Below are 15680 nucleotides of genomic sequence, written 5' to 3'. Positions count from 1 at the left end.
GCTCAGGCGGGAACGGGCGCCGTCGCGGAGGGTTCGCGGCGGCTCCGGCTGGCCAGCAGATAGGCCGCGATCCCCACATTGAGGAGGTTCCAGGCGAGCCCGTGCAGGAAGGCGGCGTGATACGATCCCGTCAGGTCGAAGATCACGCCGGACAGCCAGCCGCCGAGGGCCATTCCGACGATCGTGGCCGTGATGCAGATCGCGACCCGGGACGCGGCTTCGTTGGCCGGGAAGTATTCCCGCACGATGATCGCGTAGCTCGGAACGATCCCGCCCTGGAAGAGGCCGAACAGGATCGAGATCACGTAGAGCGACGCCAGCCCGTCGAAGAAGGCATAGAGCAGAAGCGCCAGCGCCTGGAGCGTCGAGCCCACGAGCAGGGTCGCAAGCCCGCCGAGCCGGTCGGCCACGAAGCCGGAGGCCACCCGCGACACGATCCCGAAGCCGAGCATCAGGGTCAGCATCTCGGCACCGCGGGCGGGTCCGTAGCCGAGGTCGCCGCAATAGGCCACGATATGCACCTGCGGCATCGCCATCGCCACGCAGCAGGCGATGCCTGCCACGATGAGAAGGAGCTGCAGGGTTCCCGGTCCGATGGGAAGCCGGGTCGGCACGAAGCCGGGCCGGGCGGCCGCCGTCGCGGCGGCCGAGAAGCGGGGCTTCGGCCGGAGCGCCAGGATGAGCGCGGGCATCGTGACGAGGCAGATCGCCCCCACGGCCAAATGTGCCGGCCGCCAGCCGAACTCCGCGACGCCCAACTGGACGAGCGGCGGCCAGATCGCGCCGGCCAGGTAGTTGCCGGATGCGCAGATCGCGACCGCGATGCCGCGGCGCCGCACGAACCACAGGGAGATGTCGGCAAGAAGGGGCGCGAAACTCGCCGACGAGCCGACCCCGATCAGGGCATGAGCCAGCGCGTAGGCGAGGAGGTTCGGGGCGAGCCCGGCCGCCAGGTAGCCGGCGCATAGGAGGACCCACCCGATCGCGAGCGGAACGACGATACCGGCCCGGTCCGCCAGCCGGCCCATCGCGATCGCGCCGAAGCCGAAGCCGATCATCGCCAGCACGTAGGGCAGGGAGGCGGCCCCGCGCGCCGTGCCGAACTCGGCCTGGACGGCGGGCAGCGCCACCACGACCGACCACAGCCCCACCCCGCCGAGCGTGGAGAGCGTCAGGGCGACGAGGAGGCGCAGCCAGGAGGCACGCCCGTCCGGCCCGCGCTCGACCGCAGCCGCCGGCGCCTGAGACCCCGCCATGCTTCCTCCCGAACCGTCTTGTTCGGGACGGGGTAGCAGAGGCGGAGCGCCTGCGCGACCCGGCTGCGGGCAGACCTGTCCCGCCCTGTCGGCTCAGGCCTTCATGAGGACATAGGTGCCGGGGGCGTCGCAGAGCGCCGGCAGATGGCCTTCCCCGGGCTGGTGCGGGGGCACGCGCTCGGGCGCCTGCCGCTCCACCCACTGGAACCAGTAGGGCCACCAGGAGCCCTCGTGCTTCTCGGCGGCGCCGAGCCAATCCTCATAGGCCTTCTTCCCTTCGATCGGGCCCGTCCAGTAGCCGTATTTCGGCTTGGCCGGCGGGTTCACGACCCCCGCGATGTGGCCGGAGCCGGCGACCACGAACTCGACCGGGCCGCCGAACGCCTTGGAGCCCAGGAAGACCGACACCGCCGGCGCGATATGGTCCTCGCGCGTCGCCAGGTTGAAGATCGGGATCTTCACCTTCTTCAGGTCGAGGCGGACGTTGTCGATGATCATCTCGCCCTTGGCGAGCTTGTTCTCGAGATAGCAGTTGCGCAGGTAGAACGAGTGGTTCGCGGCCGGCATCCGGGTCGAGTCGGAGTTCCAGTAGAGCAGGTCGAAGGGGAAGGGCGCCTTTCCCTTCAGGTAGACATTGACCACGTAGGGCCAGATCAGGTCGTTCGGCCGCAGCATGTTGAAGGCGGTCGCCATTCGCGAGCCTTCGAGATAGCCGCGCGCCTTCATCATCGCCTCGACGGCCTGGATCTGCCCTTCGTCGACGAAGACCTTCAGGTCGCCCGCATGGGTGAAGTCGATCTGCGTGGTGAAGAAGGTCGCGCTCTCGATCCGCCTGTCGCCGGTCGCGGCCATATAGGCGAGCGCGACGGCCAGCAGGGTTCCGCCGACGCAATAGCCGATCGCCGTGACGTTCCGCTCGCCCGTCGCCTGCTCGATGGCGTCCAAAGCCGCGAACACCCCCTCCCGCATGTAGTCGCCGAAGCCCTTGTCGGCCTGGCGCTCGTCGGGATTGACCCAGGAGATGCAGAAGACCGTGAGCCCCTGGTCCACCGCCCACCGGATGAAGCTCTTCTCCGGGTTCAGGTCCAGGATGTAGTATTTGTTGATCCAGGGCGGGACGATCAGGAGCGGGCGCCGCAGCACCGTGTCCGTGGTGGGCGCGTACTGGATGAGCTCGATCAGGTCGTTGCGGTAGATCACCTTGCCGGGCGTGACCGCGAGGTTCACGCCGACCTTGAACTTCGTCGGGTCGGATTGCCGCAGCTTCAGCTCGCCGCCGCCGGCCTCGACATCCTCCGCCAGCATCTGCATGCCGCGCACGAGGTTCGCCCCGCTCTCCTTGAGGGTCTCGCGGATGAGCTCGGGATTGGTGGCGATGAAGTTGGAGGGCGAGAGCGCCGAGGAGAGCTGCTTGACGTAGAAGCGCGCCTTGGCGCGGGTATGCTCGTCCAGCCCGTCGGCCTCGTCGACCATCGCCTCGGCCCATTGCGAGGTGACGAGATAGGCCTGCTTGATGAAGTCGAAGACGGCGTTCTTCGACCATTCGGGATCCTGGAAGCGCTTGTCCTGGGGGGCGGGCGCGATCACGGGCGCCGCTTCCTCGCCCTGCATCCGCTTCAGCGTGGTCGACCAGAGATCGAGGAACTGGGTGCCGAGCCGCGCCTGCGCCTCCACGGCCTTCTGCGGGTCCACCATCCACTTCTCGGCGACCTCTCCCAGCGTCTTGACCACCTCGCCGACGCCGTCCGCGAGCCCGGGCCTCGCCGCGCCCTCCTCCACCGGCTTCAGATAGGCTGCGGTCGCCCGGCTCGCCTGCTCGACGAAGCGCGTCATGTTCTCCGACAGCGCGCCGAAATCGGGCAGCTGGGGCTCGGGCAGGCGTGGCCCTTCGCTCTCAGACATCGCTTCCTCCGGCCCGCCCCGCTTGTCCGGCAGGCATTGTTTCCGCCATGTTAACTCAACCGGCGGCAATCTTCGATCCCGCAGACAACGCCGCTCAGCCAGCCGTGATCCGGAGGTCCGAGACTTCGCGCATGCGTCCCATCCTTCCCGCCTCGTTGCTCCTTCTCATCGGCGCCGCGCTCGGCGGCTGCGCCGGGGACGCGAACCCCGTGCGCGACGCGGCGGTCGCCGCCGGCGTGACGGGCGGCGAGCCGAAACCCGCCCCCGACTTCGTCGCCCGGACCCGCCCCGCCCAGGTCGAGTACCTCCCGGTCGGCGTGTCCGCCCCGCCCCGCAGGTACCGTGCCAAGACGAAGGACGAGGTCGAGAATGCGGAAGCGCAGATGGACCGGCTGAGCCGGGCGAACGCCGCGAGGGCCGCAGCGGCGCGCCGGGCGGCCGGCTCGCAGTAGGCGGCATCCGGGCTGCCCAGGGAAGGGGAGCGATGCTAGAAGACGACAAGGTGGTTCGCGGCGACTTCGCCCGGCGAGCCGAGGATCCGCTCGACATGACCGATTTTCACCGCATCAAGCGGCTGCCGCCCTACGTGTTCGAGGAAGTGAACCGGTTCAAGGCCAAGGCGCGGGCCGCCGGGGCGGACATCGTCGACCTGGGGATGGGAAATCCCGACCTTGCGGCGCCGCCGCATGTCGTCGCCAAGCTCTGCGAGACGGCCGGCAAGCCGCGGACCGACCGCTACTCCGCCTCCAAGGGCATCGCCGGGCTCCGCCGCGCCCAGGCCGGCTACTATGCCCGCCGCTTCGGCGTGAAGCTCAATCCCGACACGCAGGTCGTGGCGACGCTCGGCTCGAAGGAGGGCTTCGCCAACATGGCGCAGGCCATCACGGCGCCGGGCGACGTGGTGCTCGTGCCGAACCCGTCCTATCCCATCCACGCCTTCGGCTTCCTGATGGCGGGCGGCGTCATCCGCTCCGTGCCGGCCGAGCCGAGCCCCGCCGTGTTCCCGGCGCTCGAACGCGCGGTGCTGCACTCGATCCCGAAGCCGCTCGCGCTCGTCACCTGCTACCCGTCCAACCCGACCGCGCAGGTCGCCTCGCTCGACTTCTACCGCGACCTCGTCGCCTTCGCGAAGAAGCATGACATCTTCCTCCTCTCCGACCTCGCCTATGCGGAGGTCTATTTCGACGACCGCGAGCCGCCGCCCTCCATGCTGCAGGTGCCGGGGGCCATGGACGTCGCGGTCGAGTTCACCTCCATGTCGAAGACCTTTTCGATGGCCGGCTGGCGCATCGGCTTCGCGGTCGGGAACGAGCGGCTGCTCGCGGCGCTCGCGCGGGTGAAGTCCTATCTCGATTACGGCGCCTTCACGCCGGTCCAGGTCGCGGCGACCGCGGCGCTGAACGGGCCCGACGACTGCATCCGCGAGATGCGGGCGATCTACAGGCGGCGCCGCGACGTGCTGGTGGAGAGCTTCGGCAAGGCCGGGTGGGAGATCCCGTCCCCCTCCGCGTCCATGTTCGCCTGGGTGCCGATCCCGGAGAAGTTCCGACCGCTCGGCAGCCTCGAATTCTCCAAGCTGCTCGTCGAGAAGGCGGATGTCGCGGTCGCGCCAGGCATCGGCTTCGGCGAGCACGGGGACGATTACGTCCGCATCGCGCTGGTCGAGAACGAGCAGCGCATCCGCCAGGCGGCGCGCTCCGTCCGCAAGTTCTTCGACACCGCCGACCGCACCCTGCACAACGTCGTGCCGATGGCACGGGCGGGGTAGGGGCTAGGCCAGGATGCGGCGGTACTGGATGAAGCCCGGCCGGTCCGCCAGGGTGTCGTAGAGCGCCCGCGCGGCCGCGTTCGTCTCGTGCGTGAGCCAGTAGACGCGGCTCGCGCCCTCGGCTCGCGCGCGCTCGCAGACGGCCTCGATCAGCTTGCGGCCCGCGCCCCTGCCGCGGGCGGCCTCGGCCGTGAACAGGTCCTGCAGGTAGCAGTAATCGCCGATCGTCCAGGTCGAGCGGTGGAAGATGAAGTGGACGATGCCGACGAGCGCCTCGCCTTCGACGCAGCCGAAAGCGTGCATCGGCTCGGCCGGATCCATCAGGCGCGACCAGGTCGTCTCGGTCACCTCGGGCGGGACGCTCGTCTTGTAGAAGGCCAGGTAGCCGGCCCAGAGCGGCTCCCAGGCGGCTCGGTCGGCCGGCCCGAGCGGGCGGACGGCCAGGGCGGCCATCAGACGGTCTCCAGCTTGCGCGGGCCGGGCAGCTCGGGCGCGAAGCGGAACCCGACGCTGATCCGGTTCCAGGCGTTGATGGCGCCGATCGCGGCCGAGAGATGCGCGAGCTCGTTCTCGGAGAAGACCTCGCGCGCCTCGTCGAAGTCGTCGTCGGCGACGCCGAGCTCGACCTCCGTCAGCACCTCAGTCCAGGCGAGCGCCGCGCGCTCGCGATCCGTATAGACGTCGACCTCGCGCCAGGCGACGAGCAGGTCCAGCTTCTCGCGCGCGACCTGCTGCGCCCGTGCCACGTTGAGGTGGTACTGCACGCAGAACGCGCAGCCGTTCATCTGCGAGGCGCGGAGCTTCACGAGCTCCAGGAGGTCGGCCTCGAGCCCGGCCGCGACCGCCGCACTGTCGATCGCCGCCAGCGCGTCGGCGACGGGTGCCGCGAGGCGACGGAAGCTGCGTCGGTCGATGCGGGGCGTGAACTCCGACACGGGCGTGCCTCCTGCGCTACTCGACGACGTTGTTCTCGACCACGTTGCCGGTCGCGTGGTCCCCATTATCGGCCGAACTGCCGAAGGGATAGCCCGCATCCTCGCCGCAATAGAGGCGCCAGCCCTCGCGCGAGCCGACGCTGATCGCCGGCAGGTGCAGCGGAAGGGCGTAGGAGAAGCGGTTGCCCGAGATCGTGTTGAAGGACGGGGTCTGGTGGCGGATCGTGCCGCCCTCGCCGCAATTGCGGTAGAGGAAGATGCCGCCGCGCCAGGCGATGCGGAAGCGGTTGTCGGCGATGCGGTTCCGGGCCGAGCCGTCCACCGCGATCGCCTCGCGCCCGGTCTCGATGTCGAAGTTGTTGCCCGCGATCGTGTTTCCCGCGCTTTCGGCATCGAGATAGACGGCGACCGAGGCGGACCGGCCGACGACGCGCGAGTTCGTCAGGGAGACTCCCGTCACGCCGGGCCCGAGATAGAGCGGGATCGCGCCGGAGGCCTGCAGGGTCGAGCTCTCGATTGCGATCCCGGTCGGCGCCGCAGCCTGGGCCCGCTCCGTATGGCCGGACGCTCGCGAGGAGAGCTTCAGCACCTCGCCCTGGCCGTTGATGGCCATCCCCCAGATGCGGATCGGGCCGGCGATCGTGCAGTTGCGGATCGCCACGCCCTCCGGCCGGTCCCACTCCGTCCGGCCGCCCTCGGGCGGGCGCGAGCGGATCTCGACCGTGAACCTGGGGAAGGGCGGTTCGGCCTCGGGCCGGCCGATGCGGCCGCCGCGGCAGTCGATCTCCACGCCGCTCGCCGCCCGGCCCTCCAGGAGGAGGCGCTTCGTCACGACCTCGTCCGGCCCGAGGCGCAGGCTGCAGGTCAGCCTGGCGACATCGTCCGGGCCGAGCGCCGGCTCGAGCAGCGCGGCGCGTGTGCGCGCATCGCAGGCGGGCGCGGCGGCGCGCACCGGCTCGGCGCAGACGAGCAGCAGCGCCGCGGCCGGGAATGCCAGCAGGCCGCGCTGCATCGCGAAGGATGTCCTAGCCGGCGCGGTGCTGGCCGCCGGCGATCTTGGCCGACATGTCCACGACCGGAGCCGCCGCGGAGGTCTTGACCAGCTCGATGCCGCGCTCGCAATCGCTTCGGCGCTCGTAGCCCTCGGCCGAATCCGCGATGACGTTTCCGTTCTGGACGCGAAGGCGCCAGCGCCATTCGCCGTTATGACCCTTGTAGATCTCGAAGCGCATTCGTCCTCTCCCGTGCGCGGGATCAACGAAGGAGGGCGAAGCGGGTTCGCGGGCGCCCCGCCGGTCAGGATTCCAGGTGGAACTTGGCCCGGTTGCGGTGCTCGGCCTGGATGCGCCGCACCGTCCCGGTCGCGGAGCGGTAGACCAGCGTGTCCGTCTCGATGATGTCGGGGCCGAACTTCACGCCGTTCAGCAGCGCGCCGTCGGTGACGCCGGTCGCCGCGACCACGACGTCGCCGCGCGCGAGCTCGTCGACATTGTACTTCTTCTCCGGGTCGGTCACGCCCATCTTCTTCGCGCGCTCGCGCTTCTCCTCCGTGTCGAGGATGAGGCGGCCCTGCATCTGGCCGCCGATGCAGCGCAGCGCGCCCGCCGCGATCACGCCTTCCGGCGCCGCCCCGACGCCGAGATAGATGTCGACGCCCGTCCGTCTCGGCATGGAGGTGAAGATCACTCCCATGATGTCGCCGTCCGTGATGAGCCGGATGGAGCAGCCGAGCGCACGCACGCGCCGGATCAGCTCCTCGTGCCGCGGGCGGTCCAGGATCAGCGCCGTGATGTCCTTCGGCTCGACACCCTTGGCCTTAGCGAGCGAGCGGATGTTCTCTTCCGGCGTGCGGTCGAGGTCGACCGTGCCCTTCGGGTAGCCAGGCCCGATCGCGATCTTGTTCATGTAGACGTCGGGGGCGGCGAGCAGCGATCCGCCCTCGGCCATGGCCATCACGGCGATGGAGCCCGGCATGTCCTTGGCGCAGAGAGTCGTGCCCTCCAGCGGGTCGACCGCGATATCGACCTTCGGGCCCGTGCCGTTGCCGACGCGCTCGCCGATGAAGAGCATCGGGGCCTCGTCGCGCTCGCCCTCGCCGATCACGACCGTGCCGTCGATCGGCAGCGTGTTCAGCTCGCGCCGCATCGCGTCCACCGCCGCCTGGTCGGCCGCCTTCTCCTGGCCGCGGCCGCGCAGGCGCGCCGCCGCGACCGCCGCCCGCTCCGTGACGCGGACCAGCTCCAGCGTCAGGATGCGCTCGATGAGGATGCTCTTTTCGGGCTTTGCGTCTGCCATGGTGCTCGGGATCCGTTCCGGCTCTATTCGGCCCGAGGGGCGGCGTCCGCCTCGGTCACGATCTCGTAATGCGCCACGCGCTCGTCGTAGTCGATGAGAACCTCGCGCGCCTCGGGCTCGACGACCGCCGCCTCGGCCGCCTCGCCCGCGAAGGCGCGGATGGCGTCGAGGGAGGCCCAGCGGGTCTCGACCATCAGCTCGGTCGCATCCCCGACCGAGCGGCGCGAGAGGGTCGCGCCGAGGAATCCGGGGCGTCCCCGCAGGTCCGGCACGACCCGGTCCTGGAAATGCCGGCCGTAACGCTCGACACCCGCGCCGATGCTGCGCGCCCGCCAGATGCGCAGGATCATCGGGACGCTCCGGCGGCGCGGCTCATTCCCGCTCGATCCGGATGACCTGCGGTTCCTCCGAGACGAGGCCGTCGCCGGCGATCTTCTCGAGCGCCTCCCGGATCGCGGCTTCGGTCGCCGCATAGGTGATGAGCACGAGCGGCACCGGATCGCCCGAGCGGCCATGCTTGTCGGAGGGGGGTAGGCTGCCGGCCGGCCGCTTCTGCACGATCGATTCGATCGAGATCCGGGCCTCGGCCATGCGGCTCGCGACGCCGGCCGCCACGCCGAGCCGGTCATGGACCGTGAGGCGGATGTAGTAGCCGCCCTCGTGCCGCTGCATCGGGGCGCGCTCGGCCTTGTCGAGCCGCGCCGTCGGGCGGCCGAAGGGCGGCGAGACGGTGCCGGAAGCGACATCGGCGATGTCCGAGACGACCGCCGAGGCGGTCGCGTCGCCGCCCGCGCCCGGGCCGATCAGGGTCAGCTCGCGCACGGCATCGGCGTCGATCGTGACCGCGTTGGTCACGCCCATCACCTGCGCGATCGCGGAGCTCTTCGGCACCATGGTCGGATGGACGCGCTGCTCGATCCCGGCCTCGCTCCGCTCGGCGACCCCGAGCAGCTTGATCCGGAAGCCGAGCTCGTCCGCCATCTTCAGGTCGAGCGGCGTGATCTTCTCGATTCCCTCCACGTAGATCGACTGGGCGTCGATCTCCGTCCCGAAGGCGAGCGAGGTCAGGAGCGCCAGCTTGTGGGCCGTATCGAAGCCGCCGATGTCGAAGGTCGGATCGGCCTCGGCATAGCCGAGCTTCTGCGCCGCCGCGAGGCAGGTCGCGAAGTCGAGCCCGTCGCTCTCCATCCGGGACAGGATGTAGTTGCAGGTGCCGTTCAAGATTCCGTAGATCCGGGTGATCCGGTTGCCGGCGAGCGCCTCGCGCAGCGTCTTGACCACGGGGATCCCGCCGGCCGCGGAGGCCTCGAAGGCGAGCGCGACGCCTCTCTCCTCGGCCCGGCGCGCGAGATCGAGCCCGTGGCGGGCAAGCAGCGCCTTGTTGGCGGTCACGACGTGCTTGCCGTGCTCGATCGCCGTCTCGACCACGGCCTTGGCCGGCCCGTCCGCGCCGCCCATGAGCTCGACCACGCAATCGACCTCGTCGGAGCGCGCGAGCGCGACCGGATCGTCGAACCAGCGGTAGCGGGACAGATCGTGGCCCCGGTCGCGGCTCCTGTCGCGGGCCGAGACGGCGGTCACCCGGATGGCGCGGCCGGCACGCTCGGTCAGCGCATTGTCCTGACGCGCGATGATCTTGAGGGCCGCGGCGCCGACCGTGCCGAGGCCGGCGACGCCGACCCTGAACGGGTGCGCTTGCATGCGGTTCTCCTCCGGGATGGCGCTTCGATGAAGCGCGCCCGTCTTTAAGCGCGGCCGGGAAGAGTGTCGAGGGCCGCCCGGCGGCGAGCCGGGCGCATCGCTCCTCGCCCGTACCATGCCCGGGCGCGCCGGGACGACGGCATCGCCGTCATTGCGAGGAGCCGAAGGCGACGCGGCAATCCAGCCCCCGATCGCCGCGCGACGTTCTGGATCGCTTCGCTGCACCCGCGATGACGAACCGGCTGCGGGGACCGCGAGGCTCACTGTCATTCCCGGCCGGAGGCGGCAGAGCCGCCGGAGGGGAAGGGAATCCAAGGGCGCCGCGCTTTGGCTAGGGTGTCTGGATCCCCTTCCCGGCCCTTCGGGCCGCCGGGGATGACGGTGGAGCGCGTGACCCTCTCCCCTTGCGGGAGAAGGTGGCCCTGCGGAGCAGGGCCGGGTGAGGGGGAAGGAAACGCGGCGGTCAAGTATGCCGCCCCGTCATGGTCAGGCTTGCCCCGACCATCCAGTCCGGATCCGCGGCTCAAGGCCGAGGATGGAGCTCACTGTCATTCCCGGCCGGAGGCGGCGGAGCCGCCGGAGGGGAAGGGAATCCAGGGACGTTGTCCGTGTGGGAGGTGTGCTGGATCCCCTTCCCGGCCCTTCGGGCCGCCGGGGATGACACGCGCCACTGTCATTCCCGGCCGGAGGCGGCGGAGCCGCCGGAGGGGAAGGGAATCCAGGGACGTTGTCCGTGTGGGAGGTGTGCTGGATCCCCTTCCCGGCCCTGCGGGCCGCCGGGGATGACAGGCGGCTTGACATTTCTAGGAATATAGTCTAGACCGGCTTCGTCCTCTTCGCCGAGGGGCGCTCTCGCGAGGCGTCAACAGAGCGGAAGAGCTTGACTGGGCCGGAATGGGCGAGAGCCCAGGCCGGCTGACGCGGCGCCTGCGGGCGGGTTTCGCGAACCCGCACTCGGGGAGCCGGACCAGCGCCGCCCTCCGGGTAATACGGCCCGGGCGCCAGTGCAGCATGGCTAGTGTTCTCTCGTCCGGCAACGGGCGAGGGGGCGGAAGAGCGGCAGGTCCGGTCCAAAATCGCCGCCCGTGCCGGGGAAACCCGGACGCGGTGCTTGTCGTCTGGATCCCCTTCCCGGGCGCTCCGCGCCCGCCGGGGATGACAGGCGGGCATCGCGGGGACGCCGAAAGGCTCCTCTAAAAATTGATCGAGCGTTTCGGCGTCCCACGCCCCTCGACCAATTCACCCGCTCTTTGAAGTCGCCCGTTCTGACCGACCCCGCCCGACCCCGCGCCGGGGAAGGACGGCGCGTGCCCGGATGAGGGGCGCCGCGGCGCTCAGCGGCCCTTGCGGCGGAGGCGGACGATGACGTCCACCCGGGCGATCTCCATCCCGTCGGGCGCCTCGGGCAGGTCGCCGACCGCGATCTCGGCCAGAACGTCGATCAGCTGCTCGTCGCCCTCGACGAAGAAATGGTGATGCTCGGTCGTGTTGGTGTCGAAATAGGATTTCGAGCCGTCCACGGCGAGCTGGCGGAGGAGGCCGGCTTCCGTGAACTGATGGAGCGTGTTGTAGACCGTGGCCAGCGACACCGGCACGCGCGCCCGCATCGCCTCCTCGTACAGCATCTCGGCCGTGATGTGCCGGTCGCCCTTGGCGAAGAGGAGCCAGCCGAGCGAGATGCGCTGCCGCGTCGGGCGCAGGCCGACATTGCGCAGCTTGTCCTTCAGGTCCGAGACCGGGCAGCCGCGCCGCGCCAGCGTCTCGTGGGCCGCGACTTGAGCCGCGGTGTCGCGGGGCGCGTTCGGGCGAAGCTCGATCATGGGTCTCGGAACGATATCGGCAGGTGCCTCGACCTATATAGGCGCCCGGCCGTTATCGCAACATTGGCGGGCTCTTAGCCCCGGGTCGGAGCGCCCGGACGCCTTTGATGCCACCGGGCCATGTGCTAACCACCCGCGCGACGGCGCCCCGATGGCGCCGGTTCGGGAGCGCGCGGACGGGATGGCGGGTCAGTCGAGCTACAGCTACGAGGAGCTTCTGGCCTGCGGGCGGGGCGAGCTGTTCGGGCCCGGAAACGCCCAGCTTCCGCTGCCCCCGATGCTGATGTTCGACCGCATCCCGGAGATCACGGAGACCGGGGGCGCCAACGGCAAGGGCTTCGTGCGTGCCGAGCTCGACGTGCGGCCCGACCTCTGGTTCTTTCCCTGCCACTTCAAGGGCGATCCGGTGATGCCGGGCTGCCTCGGCCTCGACGCGCTCTGGCAGCTCGTCGGGTTCTTCCTGGGCTGGCTGGAGCTTCCCGGACGCGGCCGGGCGCTCGGCGTCGGCGAGGTGAAGTTCTCCGACCAGGTGCTGCCGAGCGTCAAGACGGTGGTCTACGGGGTGGACCTGAAGCGCGTCTTCAGGTCCAAGCTCGTTCTCGGCATCGCGGATGGCTGGCTGGAGGCCGACGGCCGGCGCATCTACGAGGCGAAGGACCTGCGGGTCGGCCTGTTCAAGCCGGATGTGGCGCCCGCCGGCGGCTGACGGCGGTTGAGAAGAGAGGCTCGTAGCCTTACCTGAGCGGCCGGCCGAGTCGGGCCTGAGGAGTGCGCAATGCGGCGCGTCGTCGTCACCGGGATGGGCATCGTCTCGTCCATCGGCAACAACACGCAGGAAGTCCTGGCCTCGCTGCGGGAGGCCCGCTCGGGCATCTCCCGGGCGGAGGAATACGGGCAGCTCGGCTTCCGCTGCCAGGTCCACGGCGCCCCGACCATGAAGGCGGACGAGGTGGTGGACCGGCGCGCGATGCGCTTCCACGGCGGCGGCACCGCCTGGAACCACGTCGCCATGGAGCAGGCGATCCGCGACGCCGGGCTCGAGGAGCGGGACGTCTCCAACGAGCGCACAGGCATCGTCATGGGGTCGGGCGGACCATCGACCCGCACGGTCGTGGAAGCCGCGGACATCGCCCGCCAGAAGGGGCCGAAGCGCATCGGTCCCTTCGCGGTTCCGAAGGCCATGTCCTCCACGTCCTCCGCCACGCTCGCGACGTGGTTCAAGATCAAGGGCGTGAACTATTCCATCTCGTCGGCCTGCGCGACCTCGAACCACTGCATCGGCAACGCCTACGAGACCATCCAGCTCGGCAAGCAGGACATCATCTTCGCCGGCGGCTGCGAGGAGCTCGACTGGACGCTCTCCGTCCTCTTCGACGCCATGGGCGCGATGTCGACCAAGTACAACGACAGCCCCGAGCGCGCCTCCCGCGCCTATGACCGGAACCGCGACGGCTTCGTGATCGCGGGCGGGGCCGGCGTCCTGGTGCTGGAGGAATACGAGCATGCCAGGGCCCGCGGCGCCCGGATCTACGGCGAGATCGCGGGCTACGGCGCGACCTCGGACGGGCACGACATGGTGGCCCCGTCCGGCGAGGGCGCGGTGCGCTGCATGCGCATGGCGCTCCAGGGCGTCGGGCCGCGGGTCGACTACATCAATCCGCACGCCACCTCGACGCCCGTCGGCGACGAGAAGGAGATCGAGGCGATCCGCGAGGTCTTCGGCGGCGGCGACAAGTGCCCGCCGATCTCGGCCACGAAGTCCCTCACGGGCCATTCCCTCGGCGCGACGGGCGTGCAGGAGGCGATCTACTCGCTCCTCATGATGAACAACGGCTTCATCGCGGAGAGCGCCCATATCGACGAGATCGACCCGGCCTTCGCGGACATGCCGATCGTGCGCAAGCGCATCGACGACGCGCGGCTCGGCTGCGTCATGTCGAATTCCTTCGGCTTCGGCGGCACCAATGCGACGATCGTCATGAAGCACGTCGACGCGTGATCATGCGCGAGGCCGACCCTGCGCCTGCCGCGCCCCTCCTGCCCGCCACGCCCGCCGGGGACTGAATGGACAAGCTGCTCTCCGGCCGACGCGGCCTCGTCATGGGGGTCGCGAACGACCACTCGATCGCGTGGGGCATCGCCAAGACGCTCGCGCAGCACGGCGCCGAACTCGCCTTCACCTACCAGGGCGAGGCTCTCGGCAAGCGCGTGGTGCCGCTCGCCAGGTCGGTCGGGTCCGATCTCGTGCTGCCCTGCGACGTGGAGGACCTGGCCTCGGTGGACGCCGTCTTCGCGGCCCTGGACGAGGCCTGGGGCGGGAGCCTGGACTTCCTGGTCCACGCCATCGCCTTCTCGGACAAGAACGAGCTGAAGGGCCGCTACGCCGACACGACCCGCGAGAATTTCTCCCGCACGCTGCTGATCTCCTGCTTCTCCTTCACGGAGATCGCGAAGCGGGCGGCCGAGCGCATGCAGGCCGGCGGCGCCATGGTGACGCTCACCTATGGCGGCTCGATGCGGGTCATGCCCAATTACAACGTGATGGGCGTCGCCAAGGCGGCGCTGGAGGCGTCGGTGCGCTATCTGGCGGGCGATTTCGGCCCGCAAGGCATTCGCGTGAACGCGATCTCGGCCGGCCCGGTCAGGACGCTCGCCGGCGCGGGCGTGGCGGATGCCCGCTTCATGTACAATTTCCAGCGCGCCAACGCGCCGCTGCGCCGGACGGTGACGATCGAGGAGATCGGCGGCTCGGCGCTCTATCTCCTGTCACCCCTGTCCGGCGGGGTCACAGGCGAGATCCATTACGTGGATTCGGGCTACAACATCATCTCCATGCCGCGGCCCGACGTGCTGAAGGCCCAGGAGGCGGCCGGCGCGACGGAGGTCTGAGCGAGCTCATATCTGCCAGGGCCGCGGCACCCATTCGTAGCCGTCGCCCGCCCGCACGACGCGCCCGAAGCCCGGCCACGGCGTATGGCAGCCGCCGACCAGGGCGCGGGAGCCGGCCAGCATGTCGAGGGTGCGGAGGCGGCTCTCGACCCCCTGGCTCGGGTCGTAGTCGACACCGACCCGCCAGCGCGGCCTCGCGAGCTGGATGTAGTTCTGGTGGGCGATGTCGCCCCAGATCAGCATCTCCTGTCCGGCGGAGGAAAAGCGGTAGGAGACGTGCCCCGGCGTATGGCCGGGCGCGGGGTCCGTGAACACGCCCGGGATCGCCTCGACCGAGCGATCGGCTGCGATGAGCCGGATCCGGTCGCGGTAGGGCGCAATCGCCTGGCGGGCGAAGTCGATGAAGCGCCGTCCCTGTGGGACCCGGCTCTCCATGCCGGGGTCGGTCCAGTATCGATGGTCGACATCGGTGACCACGATCTCGGCGTTCGGGAAGTTCCGGGTCTGGCCGTCATACGAGAGACCGAGGGCGTGCTCCGGATGGATATGCGTCAGGAGGACAGTGTCGACCTCCTCCGGCCTCACGCCCGCAGCCCGTAGCGAATCGAGCGATCGTCCGACGGTGGGCAGAAAGGCCGGGTGACCACCGCAATCGACCAGTGCGACGTTGCGGGAGGTGCGCAGGAGATAGCAGCCGACCGGGTGCTTGAGCCCGTCGGGCGACTCGAAGGCTCGCTCCCGGAGGCTCGCGAGCTCGTCCGGCCTGCCGTCCGGAAAGAAGCCCTGGATGCGGTCGTTGGTGATCGTCATGCCGCCATCGAAGAGGCAGGTGACCTCGACATCGCCCACCAGGACGCGTCGGAATGCCGGCGGCGGCGGTTCGGCCGCCGGCGCCGGTGTCGCGGCGCCACCGGCTTGGGCCAGGGCCCGGCTGGAGGTTAGGAATGCGGCACCGATGAGGGCGGCCCGACGGGTCGGCTGCATGCGAGAGCTCCGGTGGTACCGGGTGAGAATGCCGCGACAATGCCGGAATGGGCTAGAGGGTTCTGATCGCGCCGATCCCTTGCCATCACGATGGTCGTTCCGTAGTGCGCCACTTCCGGGCGAGGGCTCG

Annotated in this window: 16 protein-coding genes; 5 read left to right on the top strand and 11 right to left on the bottom strand. The window is 70.0% G+C overall.

The features are described 5' to 3' along the window. Positions 1-2: 2 nt before the first annotated feature. Positions 3-1256 (bottom strand): MFS transporter, encoded by a 1254-nt coding sequence (locus HJG44_RS18870; protein ID WP_171219862.1) that lies wholly within the window; start codon positions 1254-1256, stop codon positions 3-5. A gap of 93 nt (positions 1257-1349) precedes the next feature. After that, a complete protein-coding gene (locus tag HJG44_RS18865; protein ID WP_430395077.1) occupies positions 1350-3158 on the bottom strand; it encodes a PHA/PHB synthase family protein in 1809 nt (602 codons plus the stop codon). A 131-nt stretch (positions 3159-3289) separates the two neighbouring features. Here HJG44_RS18865 and HJG44_RS18860 point away from each other — a divergent pair, with 131 nt between their 5' ends. Together HJG44_RS18860 and HJG44_RS18855 are read left to right on the top strand one after the other, a co-directional pair. Continuing rightward, positions 3290-3610 carry a hypothetical protein gene (locus tag HJG44_RS18860; RefSeq protein ID WP_171219861.1) on the top strand — a complete coding sequence of 107 codons (321 nt, stop codon included), beginning with the start codon at positions 3290-3292 and terminating at the stop codon, positions 3608-3610. Between the two features lie 95 nt (positions 3611-3705). After that, on the top strand, positions 3706-4926 hold the full coding sequence (locus HJG44_RS18855; protein WP_171220001.1) for an LL-diaminopimelate aminotransferase: 1221 nt from the start codon (positions 3706-3708) through the stop codon (positions 4924-4926). Between the two features lie 3 nt (positions 4927-4929). Here HJG44_RS18855 and HJG44_RS18850 read toward each other — a convergent pair whose 3' ends face one another. The 8 genes from HJG44_RS18850 to irrA form a co-directional block, all read right to left on the bottom strand. Beyond that, the gene (locus HJG44_RS18850) at positions 4930-5379 is read right to left on the bottom strand and encodes a GNAT family N-acetyltransferase (protein WP_171219860.1); all 450 of its coding nucleotides are present in this window, start codon (positions 5377-5379) and stop codon (positions 4930-4932) included. Continuing rightward, entirely contained in the window at positions 5379-5861 is a 483-nt protein-coding gene (locus HJG44_RS18845; protein WP_346767204.1) for a carboxymuconolactone decarboxylase family protein, read from the bottom strand. The genes HJG44_RS18850 and HJG44_RS18845 overlap by 1 nt, the downstream gene beginning before the upstream one ends. A 16-nt stretch (positions 5862-5877) precedes the next feature. Further along, positions 5878-6873 carry a right-handed parallel beta-helix repeat-containing protein gene (locus tag HJG44_RS18840; RefSeq protein ID WP_171219858.1) on the bottom strand — a complete coding sequence of 332 codons (996 nt, stop codon included), beginning with the start codon at positions 6871-6873 and terminating at the stop codon, positions 5878-5880. 13 nt (positions 6874-6886) lie between these two features. Continuing rightward, entirely contained in the window at positions 6887-7093 is a 207-nt protein-coding gene (locus HJG44_RS18835) for a YegP family protein (RefSeq protein WP_171219857.1), read from the bottom strand. A gap of 64 nt (positions 7094-7157) precedes the next feature. Continuing rightward, entirely contained in the window at positions 7158-8156 is a 999-nt protein-coding gene (gene glpX, locus HJG44_RS18830) for a class II fructose-bisphosphatase (protein ID WP_171219856.1), read from the bottom strand. A gap of 23 nt (positions 8157-8179) precedes the next feature. Then, entirely contained in the window at positions 8180-8506 is a 327-nt protein-coding gene (locus tag HJG44_RS18825; protein WP_171219855.1) for an antibiotic biosynthesis monooxygenase, read from the bottom strand. Positions 8507-8528: 22 nt separating this feature from the next. After that, positions 8529-9857, bottom strand: coding sequence for a homoserine dehydrogenase (locus HJG44_RS18820; protein ID WP_171219854.1), 1329 nt, complete (start codon positions 9855-9857; stop codon positions 8529-8531). A gap of 1334 nt (positions 9858-11191) precedes the next feature. After that, complete coding sequence (gene irrA, locus HJG44_RS18815; protein WP_171219853.1) at positions 11192-11677, bottom strand: iron response transcriptional regulator IrrA; 486 nt, start codon at positions 11675-11677, stop codon at positions 11192-11194. Between the two features lie 151 nt (positions 11678-11828). Here irrA and fabA point away from each other — a divergent pair, with 151 nt between their 5' ends. From fabA to fabI, 3 genes are all read left to right on the top strand, one after another. Next, positions 11829-12383, top strand: a complete 555-nt coding sequence (fabA, locus tag HJG44_RS18810; protein ID WP_171219852.1) for a 3-hydroxyacyl-[acyl-carrier-protein] dehydratase FabA — start codon at positions 11829-11831, stop codon at positions 12381-12383. 69 nt (positions 12384-12452) lie between these two features. Beyond that, a complete protein-coding gene (gene fabB, locus HJG44_RS18805) occupies positions 12453-13676 on the top strand; it encodes a beta-ketoacyl-ACP synthase I (RefSeq protein WP_171219851.1) in 1224 nt (407 codons plus the stop codon). Between the two features lie 65 nt (positions 13677-13741). Next, complete coding sequence (fabI, locus tag HJG44_RS18800) at positions 13742-14566, top strand: enoyl-ACP reductase FabI (RefSeq protein ID WP_171219850.1); 825 nt, start codon at positions 13742-13744, stop codon at positions 14564-14566. Between the two features lie 6 nt (positions 14567-14572). Here fabI and HJG44_RS18795 read toward each other — a convergent pair whose 3' ends face one another. Beyond that, positions 14573-15550: an MBL fold metallo-hydrolase gene (locus HJG44_RS18795; RefSeq protein WP_171219849.1), complete on the bottom strand. Its 978-nt coding sequence runs from the start codon at positions 15548-15550 to the stop codon at positions 14573-14575. Positions 15551-15680: the final 130 nt, after the last annotated feature.

This window comes from Enterovirga aerilata (assembly GCF_013044135.1).
Lineage (GTDB): Bacteria > Pseudomonadota > Alphaproteobacteria > Rhizobiales > Beijerinckiaceae > Enterovirga > Enterovirga aerilata.
This window is presented reverse-complemented; position numbering and strand designations above follow the sequence as displayed.